A 16,465-nucleotide genomic window follows, 5' to 3' on the forward strand; every position below is an offset into this window, starting at 1 on the left:
GTGTCACTTACGCTTTGGCAACAGTGTCTTGCCCGTTTGCAGGATGAGCTTCCTGCCACCGAATTCAGCATGTGGATCCGTCCACTGCAGGCTGAGTTAAACGACAATACGCTTGCCTTGTATGCTCCAAATCGCTTCGTACTCGACTGGGTTCGGGACAAATACCTTAATAGTATCAATGCACTGCTGAATGAATTCTGCGGTCCAAACGTGCCAGCACTGCGTTTTGAAGTGGGTACGCGTCCGGTTCAGCAGCAGGCGGCAGCGGTCAGCCAGCCGGTCATGGCCAGCGTCAGCGCGCCCGTGATGCCTGTACAGAGTCACATCCGTCCGGCCCCGACGCAGATCATGCGTCCCAGCTGGGATAATGTCCCGGCACCGGCCGACGTCACCTATCGCTCGAATGTGAATAACCGTCATAACTTCGATAACTTCGTCGAGGGTAAATCTAACCAGCTGGCGCGCGCGGCGGCACGTCAGGTAGCGGATAACCCAGGCGGCGCTTACAACCCGCTGTTTCTGTATGGCGGCACCGGTCTCGGTAAAACGCATCTGTTGCACGCGGTAGGCAATGGCATCATTGCCCGCAAGCCGAATGCGAAAGTGGTTTACATGCACTCCGAGCGCTTTGTACAGGATATGGTTAAAGCGCTGCAGAACAATGCGATTGAAGAGTTCAAACGCTATTACCGTTCTGTCGATGCGTTGCTGATCGATGACATTCAGTTCTTTGCTAATAAAGAGCGATCGCAGGAAGAGTTCTTCCACACCTTTAATGCCTTGTTAGAGGGGAATCAGCAGATCATCCTCACCTCGGATCGCTATCCAAAAGAGATCAACGGGGTGGAAGATCGTCTCAAATCACGTTTCGGCTGGGGTTTAACGGTGGCGATCGAGCCGCCTGAGCTGGAAACGCGTGTGGCGATCCTGATGAAAAAAGCGGATGAGAACGACATCCGTCTGCCGGGTGAAGTCGCCTTCTTTATTGCCAAGCGTTTACGCTCTAATGTGCGTGAGCTGGAAGGCGCGCTGAATCGCGTAATTGCCAACGCCAACTTTACCGGCCGGGCAATCACGATCGACTTCGTGCGCGAAGCGCTGCGCGATCTGCTGGCGCTGCAGGAAAAGCTGGTCACCATCGATAATATTCAGAAGACCGTGGCTGAGTACTACAAGATTAAGGTGGCGGATCTGCTTTCCAAGCGCCGTTCGCGCTCGGTAGCGCGTCCGCGCCAGATGGCGATGGCGATGGCGAAAGAGTTGACGAACCACAGCTTGCCAGAAATTGGCGATGCTTTTGGGGGGCGCGACCACACAACGGTGCTTCATGCCTGCCGCAAGATTGAGCAGCTGCGTGAAGAGAGCCACGATATCAAAGAAGATTTCTCTAATCTCATCAGAACATTATCTTCCTGACGCTATGAAATTTATTGTTGAACGTGAGCAGCTGCTGAAGCCGCTGCAACAAGTAAGTGGCCCCCTGGGTGGTCGTCCGACACTGCCGATCCTCGGAAACCTGCTGCTGCAGGTAACAGAAGGTTCGCTGCTGCTGACCGGTACCGATCTGGAAATGGAGATGGTTGCCCGCGTGGCGCTGACTCAGCCCCACGAGCCAGGCTCCACCACCGTTCCGGCGCGCAAATTCCTCGATATCTGTCGCGGATTGCCGGATGGCGCAGAAATCACGCTGGCGCTGGAAGGCGATCGCATGCTGGTTCGCTCTGGCCGCAGCCGTTTTTCGCTGTCGACCCTGCCCGCCAGTGACTTCCCGAATCTTGATGACTGGCAGAGTGAAGTTGAATTCACCCTGCCGCAGGCGACCCTGAAACGGCTGATCGAAGCGACGCAGTTCTCGATGGCCCATCAGGATGTGCGTTACTACCTCAACGGCATGATGTTTGAAACCGAAGGGGAAGAGCTGCGCACCGTGGCCACTGACGGTCACCGTCTGGCCGTCTGCTCGATGCCGATTGGTCAGGCGCTGCCGAGTCACTCGGTGATCGTGCCGCGTAAAGGCGTGATTGAGCTGCTGCGTCTGCTGGATGGCGGCGATACGCCGCTGCAGGTCCGGATTGGCGGCAGCAATATCCGCGCACACGTCGGCGACTATATCTTCACATCTAAGCTGGTTGATGGCCGTTTCCCGGATTATCGCCGCGTGTTGCCGAAGAATCCCGACAAAGCGCTGGAAGCGGGCTGCGATTTGCTCAAACAGGCTTTTGCCCGTGCAGCCATTCTCTCTAACGAGAAGTTCCGCGGTGTTCGCCTCTATATCACCGAAAATCAGCTTAAAATCACCGCCAACAACCCTGAACAGGAAGAAGCGGAAGAGATGCTGGATGTCAGCTACAACGGCACGGAGCTGGAGATCGGCTTCAACGTCAGTTACGTGCTGGATGTGCTGAACGCGCTGAAGTGCGAAAACGTCCGCCTGCTGCTGACGGATTCGGTGTCGAGCGTGCAGATCGAGGATGTGGCGAGTCCTGCAGCGGCCTATGTCGTCATGCCCATGCGCTTGTAGGTGTTACATATCGGCCTGGCTTACTTGCCATTCTGATTCCGGGCAGTGCTCGCCCCTGGTCACATACTTCAGTATGCTCCCAGGGCCTGTGCGCTGGCCGGAACCAGACTGGCGTCGACGCCGACGGCCTGGTGACGAAGATATCGGGCAAACCTGCTTCGACTTCGACGCCCTGGATCGTTAAAGGTAAGTCCTGAATTTTTACCATTTCATCCCGATTATTGCCCTTCACGCTGGATTGATTCATGGCTTTAACCCGCCTTCTTATCAAAGATTTTCGTAATATCGAGCAGGCTGACCTGCAGCTGGCACCCGGCTTTAATTTCCTGGTGGGTGCCAACGGCAGTGGGAAAACCAGCGTTTTAGAGGCGATCCATACGCTGGGACATGGCCGTTCGTTTCGCAGTTTGCAGGCGGGGCGCGTGATCCGTCACGACGAGGCAGCGTTTGTGCTGCATGGACGTCTGGAAAATAAAGAGCGGGAAATCTCTGTCGGGCTGACCAAAAACCGGGCCGGTGACAGCAAAGTGCGCATTGATGGCAGCGATGGTCACAAGGTCGCGGAGCTGGCGCAGCTGCTGCCGATGCAGCTCATCACGCCGGAAGGCTTTAGTCTGCTGAATGGCGGCCCCAAATACCGCAGAGCCTATGTCGACTGGGGCTGTTTCCATAACACCCCCGGCTTCTTTAACGCCTGGAACAACATGCGTCGCCTGCTTAAACAGCGGAACGCGGCGCTGCGCCAGGTCTCACGTTACAGCCAGATTCGTCCCTGGGATCAGGAGCTGGTCCCGCTGGCTGAACAGATCAGCCAGTGGCGTGCTGAATACAGTACGGCGATTTCCGCGGAGATCACCGCGACCTGTGCCCAGTTCCTGCCGGAGTTTGAGCTGCGCTTCTCCTTCCAGCGTGGCTGGGACAAAGAGAGCGACTACGCCGAGCTGCTGGAACGTAACTTCGAGCGCGATCGCGCGCTGACCTATACCGCCAGCGGTCCTCATAAAGCCGATTTTCGTATTCGGGCTGAAGGGACGCCGGTAGAAGATTTACTCTCACGCGGGCAGTTAAAACTGCTGATGTGTGCATTGCGTCTGGCACAGGGCGAGTTCCTGACAAGCCAGAGCGGACGCCGCTGTATTTACCTCATTGATGACTTTGCTTCTGAGCTGGATGAGAGCCGCCGACGCCTGCTGGCGGACCGGTTAAAAGCCACTCAGGCTCAGGTGTTTGTCAGCGCAATTTCTGCCGGACATGTAATCGACATGACCGACGAAAAGGGCAAGATGTTCCGCGTGGAACAGGGTAAAATAGCGGTTCAACCTGAAGATTAAAATGAGCGAGAAACGTTGATGTCGAATTCTTATGACTCCTCAAGTATTAAAGTCCTGAAAGGACTTGATGCGGTACGCAAACGCCCGGGCATGTATATCGGCGATACCGATGACGGTACCGGTCTGCATCACATGGTATTCGAGGTCGTGGATAACGCAATCGACGAAGCGCTCGCTGGTCACTGTAGTGACATTGTGGTCACCATCCACGCGGACAACTCCGTATCAGTGCAGGATGATGGACGCGGCATTCCAACCGGTATTCACGAAGAAGAGGGCATCTCTGCCGCTGAAGTGATCATGACCGTGCTGCATGCTGGCGGTAAGTTCGATGATAACTCCTATAAAGTCTCCGGCGGCCTGCACGGCGTGGGCGTCTCCGTGGTTAACGCCCTGTCGCAGAAGCTGGAGCTGACCATCCGTCGCGAAGGCAAAGTGCATCAGCAGGTTTACGTCCATGGCGTACCGCAGGCACCGCTGGCCGTGACGGGTGAGACCGACATCACCGGGACCCGCGTGCGTTTCTGGCCAAGCCACGAAACCTTTACCAACGTGCGCGATTTCGAGTATGACATCCTGGCGAAACGCCTGCGTGAACTGTCATTCCTGAACTCAGGCGTGTCGATTCGTCTGGAAGACAAGCGTGATGGCAAAAGTGATCACTTCCACTACGAAGGCGGCATCCGCGCGTTTGTTGAGTACCTGAACAAAAACAAAACGCCGATTCACCCTACCGTGTTCTACTTCTCTACCGAGAAAGATGGCATCGGTGTGGAAGTGGCACTGCAGTGGAACGACGGTTTCCAGGAAAACATCTACTGCTTTACCAACAACATCCCACAGCGTGACGGCGGTACCCACCTGGCCGGTTTCCGTTCAGCGATGACCCGTACCCTGAATGCCTACATGGAAAAAGAGGGTTACAGCAAAAAGGCCAAAGTCAGCGCCACCGGTGATGATGCCCGTGAAGGCCTGATCGCCGTGGTCTCGGTGAAAGTGCCGGATCCAAAATTCTCCTCACAGACCAAAGATAAACTGGTCTCGTCCGAGGTGAAATCGGCGGTTGAACAGCAGATGAATGAACTGCTGGCGGAATACCTGCTGGAAAACCCATCAGACGCTAAAATCGTGGTCGGTAAAATCATCGACGCCGCCCGTGCCCGTGAAGCAGCACGCCGCGCCCGTGAAATGACCCGCCGTAAAGGCGCGCTTGATCTGGCTGGTCTGCCAGGCAAACTGGCAGATTGCCAGGAGCGCGACCCGGCGCTGTCTGAAATCTACCTGGTGGAGGGTGACTCCGCAGGCGGCTCGGCCAAACAGGGCCGTAACCGTAAGAACCAGGCGATTCTGCCGCTGAAAGGTAAGATCCTGAACGTTGAGAAAGCGCGTTTCGACAAGATGCTCGCCTCTCAGGAAGTCGCCACGCTGATCACCGCACTGGGTTGCGGCATTGGTCGCGATGAGTACAACCCGGACAAGCTGCGCTATCACAGCATCATTATCATGACCGATGCCGACGTCGATGGTTCACACATCCGTACCCTGCTGCTGACCTTCTTCTATCGTCAGATGCCTGAAATCATTGAGCGCGGCCATGTCTATATCGCCCAGCCGCCGCTCTACAAAGTGAAGAAAGGCAAGCAGGAGCAGTACATCAAAGATGACGAGGCGATGGATCAATATCAGATCGCTATCGCGCTTGATGGTGCGACGCTGCACACCAATGCCAGCGCCCCGGCGCTGGGCGGTGAGCCGCTGGAGACGCTGGTTTCTGACTTCAACAGCACCCAGAAGATGATCAAGCGTATGGAGCGCCGTTATCCGATGGCTATGCTGCGTGCGATGATTTATCACGACACGCTGAGCGACCTGAGCAACGCAGCAGAAGTCACCACCTGGCTGAACGGTCTGGTGAGCTATCTGACCGAACGCGAAGCGCACGGCAGCACCTATCTGGCACAGGTGCGTGAAAACCGCGAAACGAACCTGTTCGAGCCGGTGCTGCGCGTCCGTACCCACGGTGTGGATACCGACTATCCGCTGGATGCGGATTTCATTCAGGGTCCTGAGTACCGCAAAATCTGCGCCCTGGGCGGCCAGCTGCGTGGTCTGCTGGAAGAAGATGCTTACATCGAGCGTGGTGAGCGTCGTCAGCCAGTGGCAAGTTTCGAACAGGCGATTGAGTGGCTGGTTAAAGAGTCGCGTCGCGGCCTCTCCGTCCAGCGCTACAAAGGTCTGGGCGAGATGAACCCGGATCAGCTGTGGGAAACCACCATGGATCCAGACAGCCGTCGTATGCTGCGCGTCACCATCAAAGATGCGATTGGCGCTGACCAGCTGTTCACGACGCTGATGGGCGATGCGGTTGAACCGCGCCGCGCCTTCATCGAAGAGAATGCGCTGAAAGCCGCCAATATCGATATTTAACCGGCAGCGGACGAACAGGCCATCACTCAGGTGATGGCCTTTTTTTTTGTGCTGTACGGGCGGAAACCCACCAGGCTGCGGCATCCTGCCCGCATGCTGCGACCCCGATCACGTTTTAACCCGGTCAGCTCCCTTACTCTTGCCTCTCTTTGCGCTATTCCGGCGCACGAATGATTACAGGGAGTTACACCATGATTGTTTGCGATCGTCACGACTGGGACAGAGAACGTCACGCCTTTCATCCGGTAGTCGATCAGGCGATAAGCTGGATTGCCGGAACAGACTTCAGCCAGCTGGAAACCGGCAAATATGAGATCCTGCCCGACAATAAGATGTTCTGTCTGGTGCAGGAGATGATGACAGAACCGGCCAGCGCACGTCGTGCGGAGTCCCACTTCAGCTACATCGATATTCAGTATCTGCTGGCAGGCAGCGAAAATATCGGCGTGGCTCGCGCCCATCCCGACCAGCACATCACCGAAGATTTCGCCCAGGCGCGTGACGTCGTTTTTTATCAGAAGATACTGAATGAGTCAGTGATTACGCTGCTGCCGGGCATGTTCGCGCTCTTTTTCCCGCACGATATTCATCGCCCCTGCTGCGCGCCAGGCGAACCCGCAACTATCCGAAAAGCCGTGATTAAAATCCACCGCGACCTCTTTGCCGCCTGAAGCTGGCGGTTTGCTGACCGTCCTCGCCTGCCATGGAACTGGTCAATGTGCGCTGAATCGCGCTAGCATTGAACAAAACCCAGACGCTACGAGGACTCTATGGCTATTAAATTGATCGCTATCGACATGGATGGCACCCTGCTCAACCCGCAACATGAAATCACGCCGGGGGTGAAATCTGCACTGGATCGCGCCCGCCAGAAAGGGGTGTCGATTGTGCTGACCACCGGCCGGCCATTTGTGGGTATCCAGCGCTATCTGATGGAGCTGGATATGCAGGCGCCCGGTCAGTATGCGATCAGCAACAACGGTGCGCTGGTTCATCAGGCCGAAGATGGTGAGTGCGTAGCGGAAGTGACGCTGACCTTTGACGACTACCTCTACATTGAGAATCTGGCGCGCGAGCTTGGCGTGCATTTCCAGGCGTTCGACAAATCCCATCTCTACACCCCTAACAAAGACATCAGTGAATACACCATCCATGAGGCGAGCCTGACCGGTATTCCGGTACGCTATCGTGCCGTGGAAGAGATGGATCGCGCCACGCGCTTCCCGAAACTGATGATGATTGACCGCCCGGATCTGCTCGACGCAGCGATTGCCCGCCTGCCCGAACACGCCCACCAGACTTACACCATCCTGAAGAGCGCGCCGTACTACCTGGAAATCCTCGATCGTCGGGTGAATAAAGGTCAGGGCGTCAAAATGCTGGCTGAGAAGCTGGGTCTGAAGCAGGAAGAGGTCATGGCGATTGGCGATCAGGAAAATGACCTGGCGATGATCGACTATGCCGGAACCGGCGTCGCGATGGGAAATGCCATTGATTCGGTTAAAAAAATCGCGCAGTTCATCACTAAAACCAATATGGAAGATGGCGTTGCGCATGCCATTGAAGAGTTAGTGCTGTAACGGCCCTGTTCTCTTGCCGGGCCGCTGCGGCCCGGCTCCCTTAACCCGGCAAAAAAGCTGCACCGAAAAACAGAATCGCGTAATTTGTCGGGCAACTCTTTCTCCGCGGGTTTCATCATGTCAGAAAAACAGATCACCTTTGCTGCCCGTCAGCATCAGCTCACCAATATCAATGTCTGGACGGCCGACAGTCAGTGGCTGGCGTTTGACGTCCGTCCCTCGGGCGCGTCGTTTACCAGCCAGACTATTGAGCGGGTCAATGTGATGACCGGTGAGGTGGAGGTGCTCTATCAGGCCCGGCACGGTGCCCACGTCGGCGTCGTCACGGTCAGCCCCGATCTGCCTCCGCGCTACGTCTGCATTCATGGCCCGGAACATCCTGATGCCAGCTGGCAGTATGACTTCCATCACCGGCGCGGTGTGATCGTTCAGAACGGTGCGGCGGTCAATCTTGATGCCTGTGATATCACGCCGCCCTTTACCCCTGGCGCGCTGCGCGGCGGCTCGCATGTACACGTCTTCAGCCCCGACGGTTCTCGCCTGAGTTTTACCTACAACGATCATGTGATGCATGAGCTGGATAGCCGTCTCGATTTGCGCAACGTCGGCATCGCGGTGCCGCTGCACGCGGTGACGCCGGTTAAACAGCATCCGCGCGAATATGACGGCAGCTATTTCTGCCTGCTGGTGAGCAGGACGCATGCGGAACCCCAACCCGGCAGTGACCAGATCAATCGTGCTTATGAGGAGTGCTGGGTCGGTGATCGCGGCTATCAGAAACCGGATGGCAGCTGGCAGCGCTGGGCCATCGCCTTTATTGGCGACACCGTGACGGCGCAGGGCGAGAAACGGCCTGACGTGTTTATTGTTGATCTGCCGGACGCGCTGGAGGATTACGCCCGCGCCGGAGAGATGCCGCTGGAGGGCAGCAGTCAGCAGTTGCCTGCACCACCGGCTGGCGTGCAGCAGCGCCGCCTGACGCACGGCCGCGGCGTGGCTCTGCAACCGCGCCACTGGCTGCGTACAGCACCCGATGGCAGCCAGATCGCGTTTCTGATGGCGGATGCCGGAGGGGTCATTCAGCTCTGGACGGTCTCTCCCAACGGCGGCGAACCGCGTCAGATCACCCGGCTCAGCCACAGCATTCAGTCCGCCTTTAGCTGGCATCCTGACGGCAAGTCGATCGCCTTTATCTGCGATAACAGCGTGATGCGATGTGACGTTGAGAGCGGCGCGTGTCAGCGACTGACCCGCAGAACAGAAGAGGCGCCATCAGGTGACGCGGTGGTCTGGTCACCTGACGGAACACAGATTGCTTTTATGCGTGAGGTTAACGGCTGGCGGCAACTCTTTACGGTTGCGGCTGTGACCGCACAGGAGGCATAGGCTGCGCCTGCGCCAGGCTTTCACTGGTATGCGCCAGCCTTTCGCTCTGCAGGATCCGTTCACGCGGGGAGTCGAGGGTTTTATCTTTGTCGCTACGGTAGTAATCCCACGGCAGCAGCAGCGTATCCAGCACGGCAGAGAAAGGAAGATCGATTAACGCCAGCGGCTTCAGTGCCCAGCTGGTATCACCATCGGCCAGCATGTCAGCGCTGGCACGGGTGCCGGGATAGTAGCCCTGACTCGCACCGGTGTGAGACATCACGCTGGAACAGCCGGTTGTTGCCATTGCGCAGCACACCATTCCAGCCAGAGGTAAAGTCTTCATTAATTTCATCATCATCATCCCTTCAGTCATGGCATAAGCCTGGCTGAGTTGGCTTGCCAGACAACGTCAACACTCTGGGGCGAAGTCCGTTCTGGTCTGGCAAAAGTAGTCCTGAGTGTATGTCATTTCCTCAATTTGGCGAAAAAAATTGCATTTTGCCCTCTTGAAAATCGTCTTATGACACCCATTTTTAGTTTACGGACGCACTCACGGTTGCCGCAAGGGACAGTGAGGTGCCGTAACCAGCCTGTCCAGTCGTGGAAGGTTGCCAAAACTTGCTGAATTTCAGGAGTCTTAATATGCGTAATTTTGATCTCACCCCACTTTATCGCTCTGCTATCGGTTTTGATCGCCTGTTTAACCTGCTCGAATCTAATCAGAATCAGAGCAACGGCGGCTATCCTCCTTATAACGTTGAACTGGTCGATGAAAATCACTATCGCATTACCATTGCGGTGGCCGGTTTTTCGCAGAGCGAACTGGATATCACGGCGCACGATAACGTGCTGATCGTGCGGGGTGCCCATCCTGAAGAGCAGGCCGAGCGTAAATACCTGTATCAGGGAATCGCCGAACGTAACTTCGAGCGTAAATTCCAGCTCGCCGACCACATTGTGGTGCGCGATGCCCGTCTCGAAAATGGTCTGCTGAGCATCGACCTTGAACGTCTGGTGCCGGAAGAGGCGAAACCACGCCGTATTGAGATTCTGAAGTAATATTCAGATTCTGAAGTCATCCTGACAAACGCCGCTAATGCGGCGTTTTTTTTTGATGTCAGTGGGAGCACAGGCTCAGGGAGCATACGCCTTTCGCAAAGACGCAAAAGCGCCATCCATGGCGGCTCAGCGCGGGCCGTCCCTGGCCCGCTATGCTTTGCTACAGGCATATGCTCCCATCGCTTTGAATTTATGAGCTGCCTGAAAAAGAGGGTAGCGCCAGCGCTGTTTTGCGCTCTGAGCTAAAACGCTTACAAAGGCCGCGTCAGCGGAGATTTTTAACTTACAGCTGCGTCCGCATCGCCAGACGCTGCCCCAGCACGCCACCAAACACATTAACCAGCAGCCCCAGAATAATCACCACCGCCCCCAGCATCTGCTGACCGGAAAGACGCTCATCCAGCACCAGCGCAGCAGTAATAATCCCCACGACCGGCACCAGCAGCGACAGCGGCGCGATACGCCAGGTTTCGTAGCGACTCAGCAAATTCCCCCAGATGGCGTAGCCCACAATCGTGGCGACAAACGCCAGATAGATCAGCGCCAGCACGGTCTGCAGGCCGATATGCAGCAGGCTGTTAACGATGGCGGCCTCGCCATCAAACAGCAGCGAACAGGCAAAGAACGGAATGACCGGCACCAGCGCACTCCAGACCACCAGCGACATGATCGGCACGCTACGGTTACGCATGATGATCTTATTGGTGATATTCCCCAGCCCCCATGACAGCGCCGCCGACAGCGTCAGCATCATAGTCGTCAGCGTAATGCCGGCGCTGGTCTGCCCCTCCATTCCTGCCGTCGCCAGCATAAACATCCCCAGCGTGGCGATGATAATCCCGACGATATGATTCCAGCGCAGCTTCTCCGCCAGCAACAGCGCGCCCAGCAACAGGGTAAAGAATGCCTGCGCCTGCAGCACTAGTGAGGCCAGCCCGGCGGGCATGCCGAGCTTGATCGCCAGAAACAGAAACGCGAACTGACCAAAGCTGATAGTCATGCCATAAACCACCAGCCAGTGCAGCGGGATCGGTGGGCGTCGCACAAAGAAAATGGCGGGAAAGGCGACCAGAGTAAAACGCAGTCCGGCGAGCAAAAAAGGCGGCATGCCCTGTAGCCCCAGCTTAATCACCACAAAATTCACGCCCCACGCCACCACCACGCACAGCGCTAACAGCATATCTTTTACCGACATCAGAAACTCCTTGTCCCGCCGTCAGGCGGTGATCGCCATCGGGGACGCGATATCAGCACAGCACGCGTCACCCACGATGCGAAAATAATCATCTGCAGCCAGCGCGATCGACTTCTCCAGCTCGCCCGCGTTAAACCATAACGTGCCGACCTGCTGCAGCCGGGTATCCACCCGCAGCGCCAGCCGGTCATCAAAACTAAACGGCGGCACCGCGCCCATCACACAGTCGGTCAGCGCCTGCGCCAGCTCCGGCGCGGCGAACGAGGATTTCTTACCGCCGATAGCGCGCGCCGCGTTTTTGAAATTGATCCGGCAGTCGCCCGGCACAATGGCCAGCAGCTGTCGCGACGGTGCACCGTCCGGCATGATCACCTCCAGTACCATCGCTTTGGCCGCCTGACCCAGCTGGTTACCGCGTATCTGGCTAATCTGCTCGGTCTGCCCTACCGCCTCATGCTCCACCACATGGTAGCTGGCCTGATGCTGATCCAGCAGCGCAGTAATCTTTTCAAACGTCGTCATTCCCTTCTCCTTTTCTGGCACAACTTCTGGCATAACCCGGCTTAGCTCCAGGCGATAGCGTGTTTCATCTTTTTATCGGTCAGCCCGAAAAAGAACCCCATGGTGATGCGGGTATCGCCTTCGACCCGGTCGATCTCATGATAAAAAGCAGGATTAAACAGATAGATATCGCCACTGCGCGGTGAAAACTCACAGATCTCGTTGTGACCAATCACCCCACTGCGATAACCCAGTTCACCGGCGGTCTTGAACTGCTCATCCTCCGGCGTCCACTTTTTGTTATAGATGCGCAGCGCCCCGCCCGCATTGCACTCCTGCAGGCAGACCACACAGCTGAGCTGATGCAGGATCTGCGTCACCACCAGCGAGGTCCCTGCGGCGTCGCGCACGATATTGTCGTTATGCAGCGGATTCGCGACGCCATCGGCATGAAAGCGCACGATGGAGCCGGCGTAGTCACCACAACCCGGTTCGTAGGCGATGTTTAAACTCTCCAGCCGCAGCGCATGCTGCACCCAGCCGTAAATCTGTTCGCGCAGCTGGTTCAGCGAAGGTGGCAATGCCGGCTGGATATCACGCAGCTCCGTAAAGTAGTTATCGGGTGCCGCGGTGTGGCGCGCCAGATAGGGGCCCAGCGTGGTCAGTGCGCCATTGGGATAGTGAGAGACACGGATCTTTTCCCGGCAGCTCTGCAGGTCAGCCACCACTGCCTGCCGCACCTCTGGCGTCAGGAAATTACGCAGCACCAGCAGCGGCACCCGTGCGGTGACGATGTCATCCAGCCAGGTTGATTCCACAAACATGTTGGGATTAATCACGCGGAACTGATTGAAAATTGCCATGTTTATCACTCCCTAAACGGTATTTCATAGAGTTCATGATTATTCATTCGCCGCCAGCTGCCGGCGCTGCCTGGTATTGCCACGGGTTCAGAGGCGATCAGCGTGCAACCGTCCTGTTGCCGAAAATGCATCGTAAAATAGTCGGGCCAGGGCGTGTCGTGCGGATACCACTGCCACGCCCAGGCTTTGTCGCGGGTGACGAAAATGGCATTGCCTGCGCTGCCGCCCGGCTCAACCTGCGCCATCTTTGCGCGCAGATAGTCGCGGGTGAAATCGGCGGGCGTGGTCTGATCCACCAGATAGCGCAGATACTCTTCGGAATCGAAGCGTGACTCCGCCAGGCCAAGCTGGCGGTAAATAGTCGGCAGAAAACCGTTATGCATCATGTACCACTGATGTCCGGCGCTGTTGCGCCACAGCGGATGTGAAAATTCGATCCCCTGATTTTTAGTCAGCGTGGCGTGACGCACATGCACCGCCAGAAACCGGCTGCGCAGGCGATCCACATCAATACCCGGCAGGGCGTCTGCGAACGGGCCGGTGCCGTGCAGGGTGCGGATTTCGCCCTCTTCCAGCCACAGACAGCCCCAGCCGTTGGGATGCGATTTGATCGGGCCGTCGTGTTCGGCGCCTTCACCGCAACTCATGGCGCGCGCCGCCTCTAAAATCTGTGCGCTGTCGAACCGGCCATGCGCCAGAATCATCCTGCACATACTTTGTCTCTCCCTGCGGTGACGGACTGCGCGGCAATCACCTGTTGAAACGTGGTCATGATCGGCTCACGCGCCGTGGCCGTCAGGCTGAAGGTGGCGAGAATGCCCGCATGACGGGTCAGATCGGCATAGAGCGAGGAGCGCGGTGAAACCTGCAATGCAGGCAATCTGAGGGGGGGCAACAGCGCGCCCTGCTGATGCTGAGCGATCCAGCGTTCGGCTGCCTGCAGCTGCGCCGGTTGCCGTAAACGCAGCTGGCCGACGGCACCGGGTGTGGTGAAGGTAAAGGCGGGTAACACGCCGCCCGCTTCCAGCCGGAAGGTGACATCCGCCCAGTTGATGCCCGTCGCCTCCTGCACCAGCGTCGCGACGCCCATGCCGGAGAGCCGGAACCCCATCTCCAGGAAATGCGGCACACCGTTCACTACAATGAAATCAATATGAAACGCGCCCTGACGATAGCCAAAGGTTTCGCAACAGAAGGTCATCAGGCTGCTGAACGACGCCGGTAACGCCGCTGCCGCCATCGCCACATGGCCCGACTCATAAAAACTGACGCAACCCTCCGCATCACGGTGCTGCTCAATCACCTTCTGGCAGCAGGTCAGCGCCTGGGGATGGCCCTGATGCACCACGCCCTGCAGCGAAAACTCCTCGCCGATCAGGGCACTCTCCACAATGAAACCGCTGAAGCCGCGTCCGCCGTAGTTCATGGTCTGCACCAGCTGTTTCACCACGCGGTGCAGCTGATCGGCGCGCTCAATGAGCCAGATGCCCAGCCCGCCGCCGCCATCTACCGGTTTCACGACGCAGGGATAGATCAGCGCCTGTTCCGCATCCAGAATGCTGAGCGGCGAGGCGAAAAAGCGGAACTCCGGCTGCGGGAAGCGCGGCCAGGCTTTTTTCAGCGCCATGCGCTGCGCATATTTATCCAGCGGAATAAAGGCGGCGGGTGCGTCCGGTCCGGCCAGCATCTCGCGCAGTCGTCCGGCGCTGGCGTTGTAGGCCTCAAAGCCCGCCAGCACCACCAGCGGATGCGCCAGTAAACCGGCGTGCAGATAGGCCTGCATGACCTCCCACGGATTCTCAGGACGGTCGAGGCGGATGATCAGATCAAACGGCAGCGCCAGGCTGATGGACTGGTAATCGACAAAGTCACCCATCTCTGCCAGCACGGTGAAATAGCCATCGCGCTTCGCCACCGCGCAGTAGGGGTTTTGTCCGTCGCGGGTGGCGCCAATTTGCAGGAAAATCTTCTTCATCGCCTCGCCTTACCGGGTTAACGCCCGGAAATGATTTCTGTCACGATGTCATTGAGCACACCGTTATTGACCTGAATCACCGCTTTGTGGGGATCAAAACGCAGCACGCGCGACAGCGGGTCGCTGCTTTTGCCCTCCAGCAGCGAACTGACCGGTTTACTCTGCCAGCAGTGGCGCATCTGCGTCAGCGTCAGGCCAGAGAGCTGCGTTAACTGCTGTGCCAGCGCGAGATCCTCACTGCGCTGCTCAAGCAGGTCGCGAATGGCTGTTTCATCCAGCGCAATCTGCTGCTGCGACAGCCAGTCTCCGAGCTGCGCGCCCTGCGCGAGGAAAGGTGAGTAGATCATGCAGATCAGCTGATCTTCACTGAGATCAAATGCCTGCATGGCGAAGTCCGCCGCGCGCTGCCGCTGCTGCCGGATGGCGTCGTCATCCTGATAGCGCGCCGCCATCTCATTGATAAGCGCGGGCGGAAAATCCTTCTTCGCCATCAGCCCCAGCGCAAAGCGCACATACTCGCGGATCCCTTCGGCATAGTTGCGCTGCAGCAGCGTTTCTGCCCGCAGTCCGCGCAGATGTGCCATCAGCGTTGGATTACCGCAGTCGGACTCCGAAAAGCTGAACATCAGTTCATCAAACCGGAAGCGCATAAATTCGCTGAGCAGCGCCCAGTGCGCGCCCGCTTCATAGGCAGTGTCCTGATAGATGTTGAAAAACAGCGGATCGCGCGCCAGCTGGTGGGTGATGCGGTGCGCAGGCGTCAGCTGATCGGCGCCGTAAACCTCGCTGAAGTAGCGCTCAGCAACGCCGTCCAGCGTCTGGAGAAACCCGCTGAAGCCCCGGCTTTTACTGGTGACCTGCGCATCAAACAGCCGGGAAAGGTGCCGCGCCCAGGCGACATAGGCAGCCTGCTCCTGCGGGGAGTCGCCGGTGATAATCAGATCCACGCCGCCGTTGTAGTCAGCCGCCAGGCCAAAGGAGTTCACCATGCTGAGATTACAGGCGTTGCAGAAGGTCGAGCGCGCATCGGCGCGAAAGCGGTGGCCATTCATCAGCACGTCATTACGGTTCTGCTGCCGCACGCTCTCCGGCATCGGCAGGTCGCGGGCAAACGGCCGGATCAGCAGGCCATCCACCACCAGACATTCTGCCCGTTCATCGTCATGCATCGCCAGCGCCTGATAAACGCGATGGATGTTCTCCATCACGCTCTGATTCATTGCCGCATGACGGTTGGTACTGACCCGCAGATGAAACGTGCTGCCCTGCTGCAGCCAGATCAGTCCCTGAATGTAACGCACGTACGCCACCATGTAGCTGCTGTCTTTTCCACCGCCGTAGGCGAGCAGCACACGGTTATTCTCCAGCTGCTGCTGATCCGGCAGCGCCGCCAGCAGGCGCACAGCGCAGCGCTGAGCCGACTCAATGATGGCGGGTGACAGATACGCTTCAATCTCCTTCATCATGGCGGGCAGATTATTCATTTTTCACGTTTCCCTCAGGTGAACAGAATCACTTTATGGCCTGAAGCCGGGCGGCTGGCGGGGTCGCCGTGCCGCTTAGCGTCATGAATAATTAAGAGATGCAGCCTAAACTACTTTGAATGTACTCTGTTGAATATGCACAGATCAGCGCGATATGGGGT

15 protein-coding genes are annotated in these 16,465 nt (G+C 57.4%); 8 read left to right on the top strand and 7 right to left on the bottom strand.

The window, feature by feature from the left end; all coding sequences use genetic code 11:
• The 7 genes from dnaA to PU624_RS03895 all read left to right on the top strand — a co-directional run bounded on the left by dnaA (nt 1) and on the right by PU624_RS03895 (nt 9,245).
• Nucleotides 1-1,416: a chromosomal replication initiator protein DnaA gene (gene dnaA, locus PU624_RS03865; RefSeq protein WP_031591042.1), complete on the top strand. Its 1,416-nt coding sequence runs from the start codon at nt 1-3 to the stop codon at nt 1,414-1,416.
• A 4-nt stretch (nt 1,417-1,420) separates the two neighbouring features.
• Nucleotides 1,421-2,521: a DNA polymerase III subunit beta gene (gene dnaN / locus PU624_RS03870; RefSeq protein ID WP_090966562.1), complete on the top strand. Its 1,101-nt coding sequence runs from the start codon at nt 1,421-1,423 to the stop codon at nt 2,519-2,521.
• 245 nt (nt 2,522-2,766) lie between these two features.
• Nucleotides 2,767-3,852, top strand: coding sequence for a DNA replication/repair protein RecF (gene recF / locus PU624_RS03875; RefSeq protein ID WP_283546657.1), 1,086 nt, complete (start codon nt 2,767-2,769; stop codon nt 3,850-3,852).
• Between the two features lie 18 nt (nt 3,853-3,870).
• Nucleotides 3,871-6,279, top strand: a complete 2,409-nt coding sequence (gyrB, locus tag PU624_RS03880; protein WP_283546658.1) for a DNA topoisomerase (ATP-hydrolyzing) subunit B — start codon at nt 3,871-3,873, stop codon at nt 6,277-6,279.
• Nucleotides 6,280-6,470: 191 nt separating this feature from the next.
• Nucleotides 6,471-6,950 carry a NanQ anomerase/TabA/YiaL family protein gene (locus tag PU624_RS03885; RefSeq protein ID WP_283546659.1) on the top strand — a complete coding sequence of 160 codons (480 nt, stop codon included), beginning with the start codon at nt 6,471-6,473 and terminating at the stop codon, nt 6,948-6,950.
• A 99-nt stretch (nt 6,951-7,049) separates the two neighbouring features.
• Nucleotides 7,050-7,859: a sugar-phosphatase gene (gene yidA / locus PU624_RS03890; protein ID WP_090966570.1), complete on the top strand. Its 810-nt coding sequence runs from the start codon at nt 7,050-7,052 to the stop codon at nt 7,857-7,859.
• A 117-nt stretch (nt 7,860-7,976) separates the two neighbouring features.
• Nucleotides 7,977-9,245: a YidR family protein gene (locus tag PU624_RS03895; protein WP_283546660.1), complete on the top strand. Its 1,269-nt coding sequence runs from the start codon at nt 7,977-7,979 to the stop codon at nt 9,243-9,245.
• Here the strand turns inward: PU624_RS03895 and PU624_RS03900 are convergent.
• Nucleotides 9,211-9,579 (bottom strand): YceK/YidQ family lipoprotein, encoded by a 369-nt coding sequence (locus PU624_RS03900; protein WP_283548061.1) that lies wholly within the window; start codon nt 9,577-9,579, stop codon nt 9,211-9,213. The genes PU624_RS03895 and PU624_RS03900 overlap by 35 nt on opposite strands.
• 290 nt (nt 9,580-9,869) lie before the next feature.
• Between PU624_RS03900 and ibpA the strand changes: the two genes are divergently transcribed.
• Complete coding sequence (gene ibpA / locus PU624_RS03905; protein ID WP_003849623.1) at nt 9,870-10,286, top strand: small heat shock chaperone IbpA; 417 nt, start codon at nt 9,870-9,872, stop codon at nt 10,284-10,286.
• Between the two features lie 283 nt (nt 10,287-10,569).
• Here ibpA and PU624_RS03910 read toward each other — a convergent pair whose 3' ends face one another.
• From PU624_RS03910 to PU624_RS03935, 6 genes are read right to left on the bottom strand one after another with little or no spacing between them, the layout of a single operon-like run.
• Entirely contained in the window at nt 10,570-11,481 is a 912-nt protein-coding gene (locus PU624_RS03910; RefSeq protein WP_283546661.1) for an EamA family transporter, read from the bottom strand.
• Nucleotides 11,482-11,502: 21 nt separating this feature from the next.
• A complete protein-coding gene (locus PU624_RS03915; protein ID WP_283546662.1) occupies nt 11,503-12,003 on the bottom strand; it encodes a YbaK/EbsC family protein in 501 nt (166 codons plus the stop codon).
• Nucleotides 12,004-12,044: 41 nt separating this feature from the next.
• Nucleotides 12,045-12,845: a 2OG-Fe(II)-dependent halogenase WelO5 family protein gene (locus tag PU624_RS03920; RefSeq protein ID WP_283546663.1), complete on the bottom strand. Its 801-nt coding sequence runs from the start codon at nt 12,843-12,845 to the stop codon at nt 12,045-12,047.
• A gap of 5 nt (nt 12,846-12,850) precedes the next feature.
• Nucleotides 12,851-13,558 (bottom strand): class II glutamine amidotransferase, encoded by a 708-nt coding sequence (locus tag PU624_RS03925; protein ID WP_283546664.1) that lies wholly within the window; start codon nt 13,556-13,558, stop codon nt 12,851-12,853.
• Nucleotides 13,546-14,820, bottom strand: coding sequence for an ATP-grasp domain-containing protein (locus PU624_RS03930; protein ID WP_283546665.1), 1,275 nt, complete (start codon nt 14,818-14,820; stop codon nt 13,546-13,548). Before PU624_RS03930 ends, PU624_RS03925 begins: the two co-directional genes overlap by 13 nt.
• A gap of 17 nt (nt 14,821-14,837) precedes the next feature.
• Nucleotides 14,838-16,304, bottom strand: coding sequence for a hypothetical protein (locus PU624_RS03935; protein ID WP_283546666.1), 1,467 nt, complete (start codon nt 16,302-16,304; stop codon nt 14,838-14,840).
• Nucleotides 16,305-16,465: the final 161 nt, after the last annotated feature.

Source organism: Pantoea sp. Lij88 (genome assembly GCF_030062155.1).
In the GTDB taxonomy this organism is placed as follows: domain Bacteria; phylum Pseudomonadota; class Gammaproteobacteria; order Enterobacterales; family Enterobacteriaceae; genus Pantoea.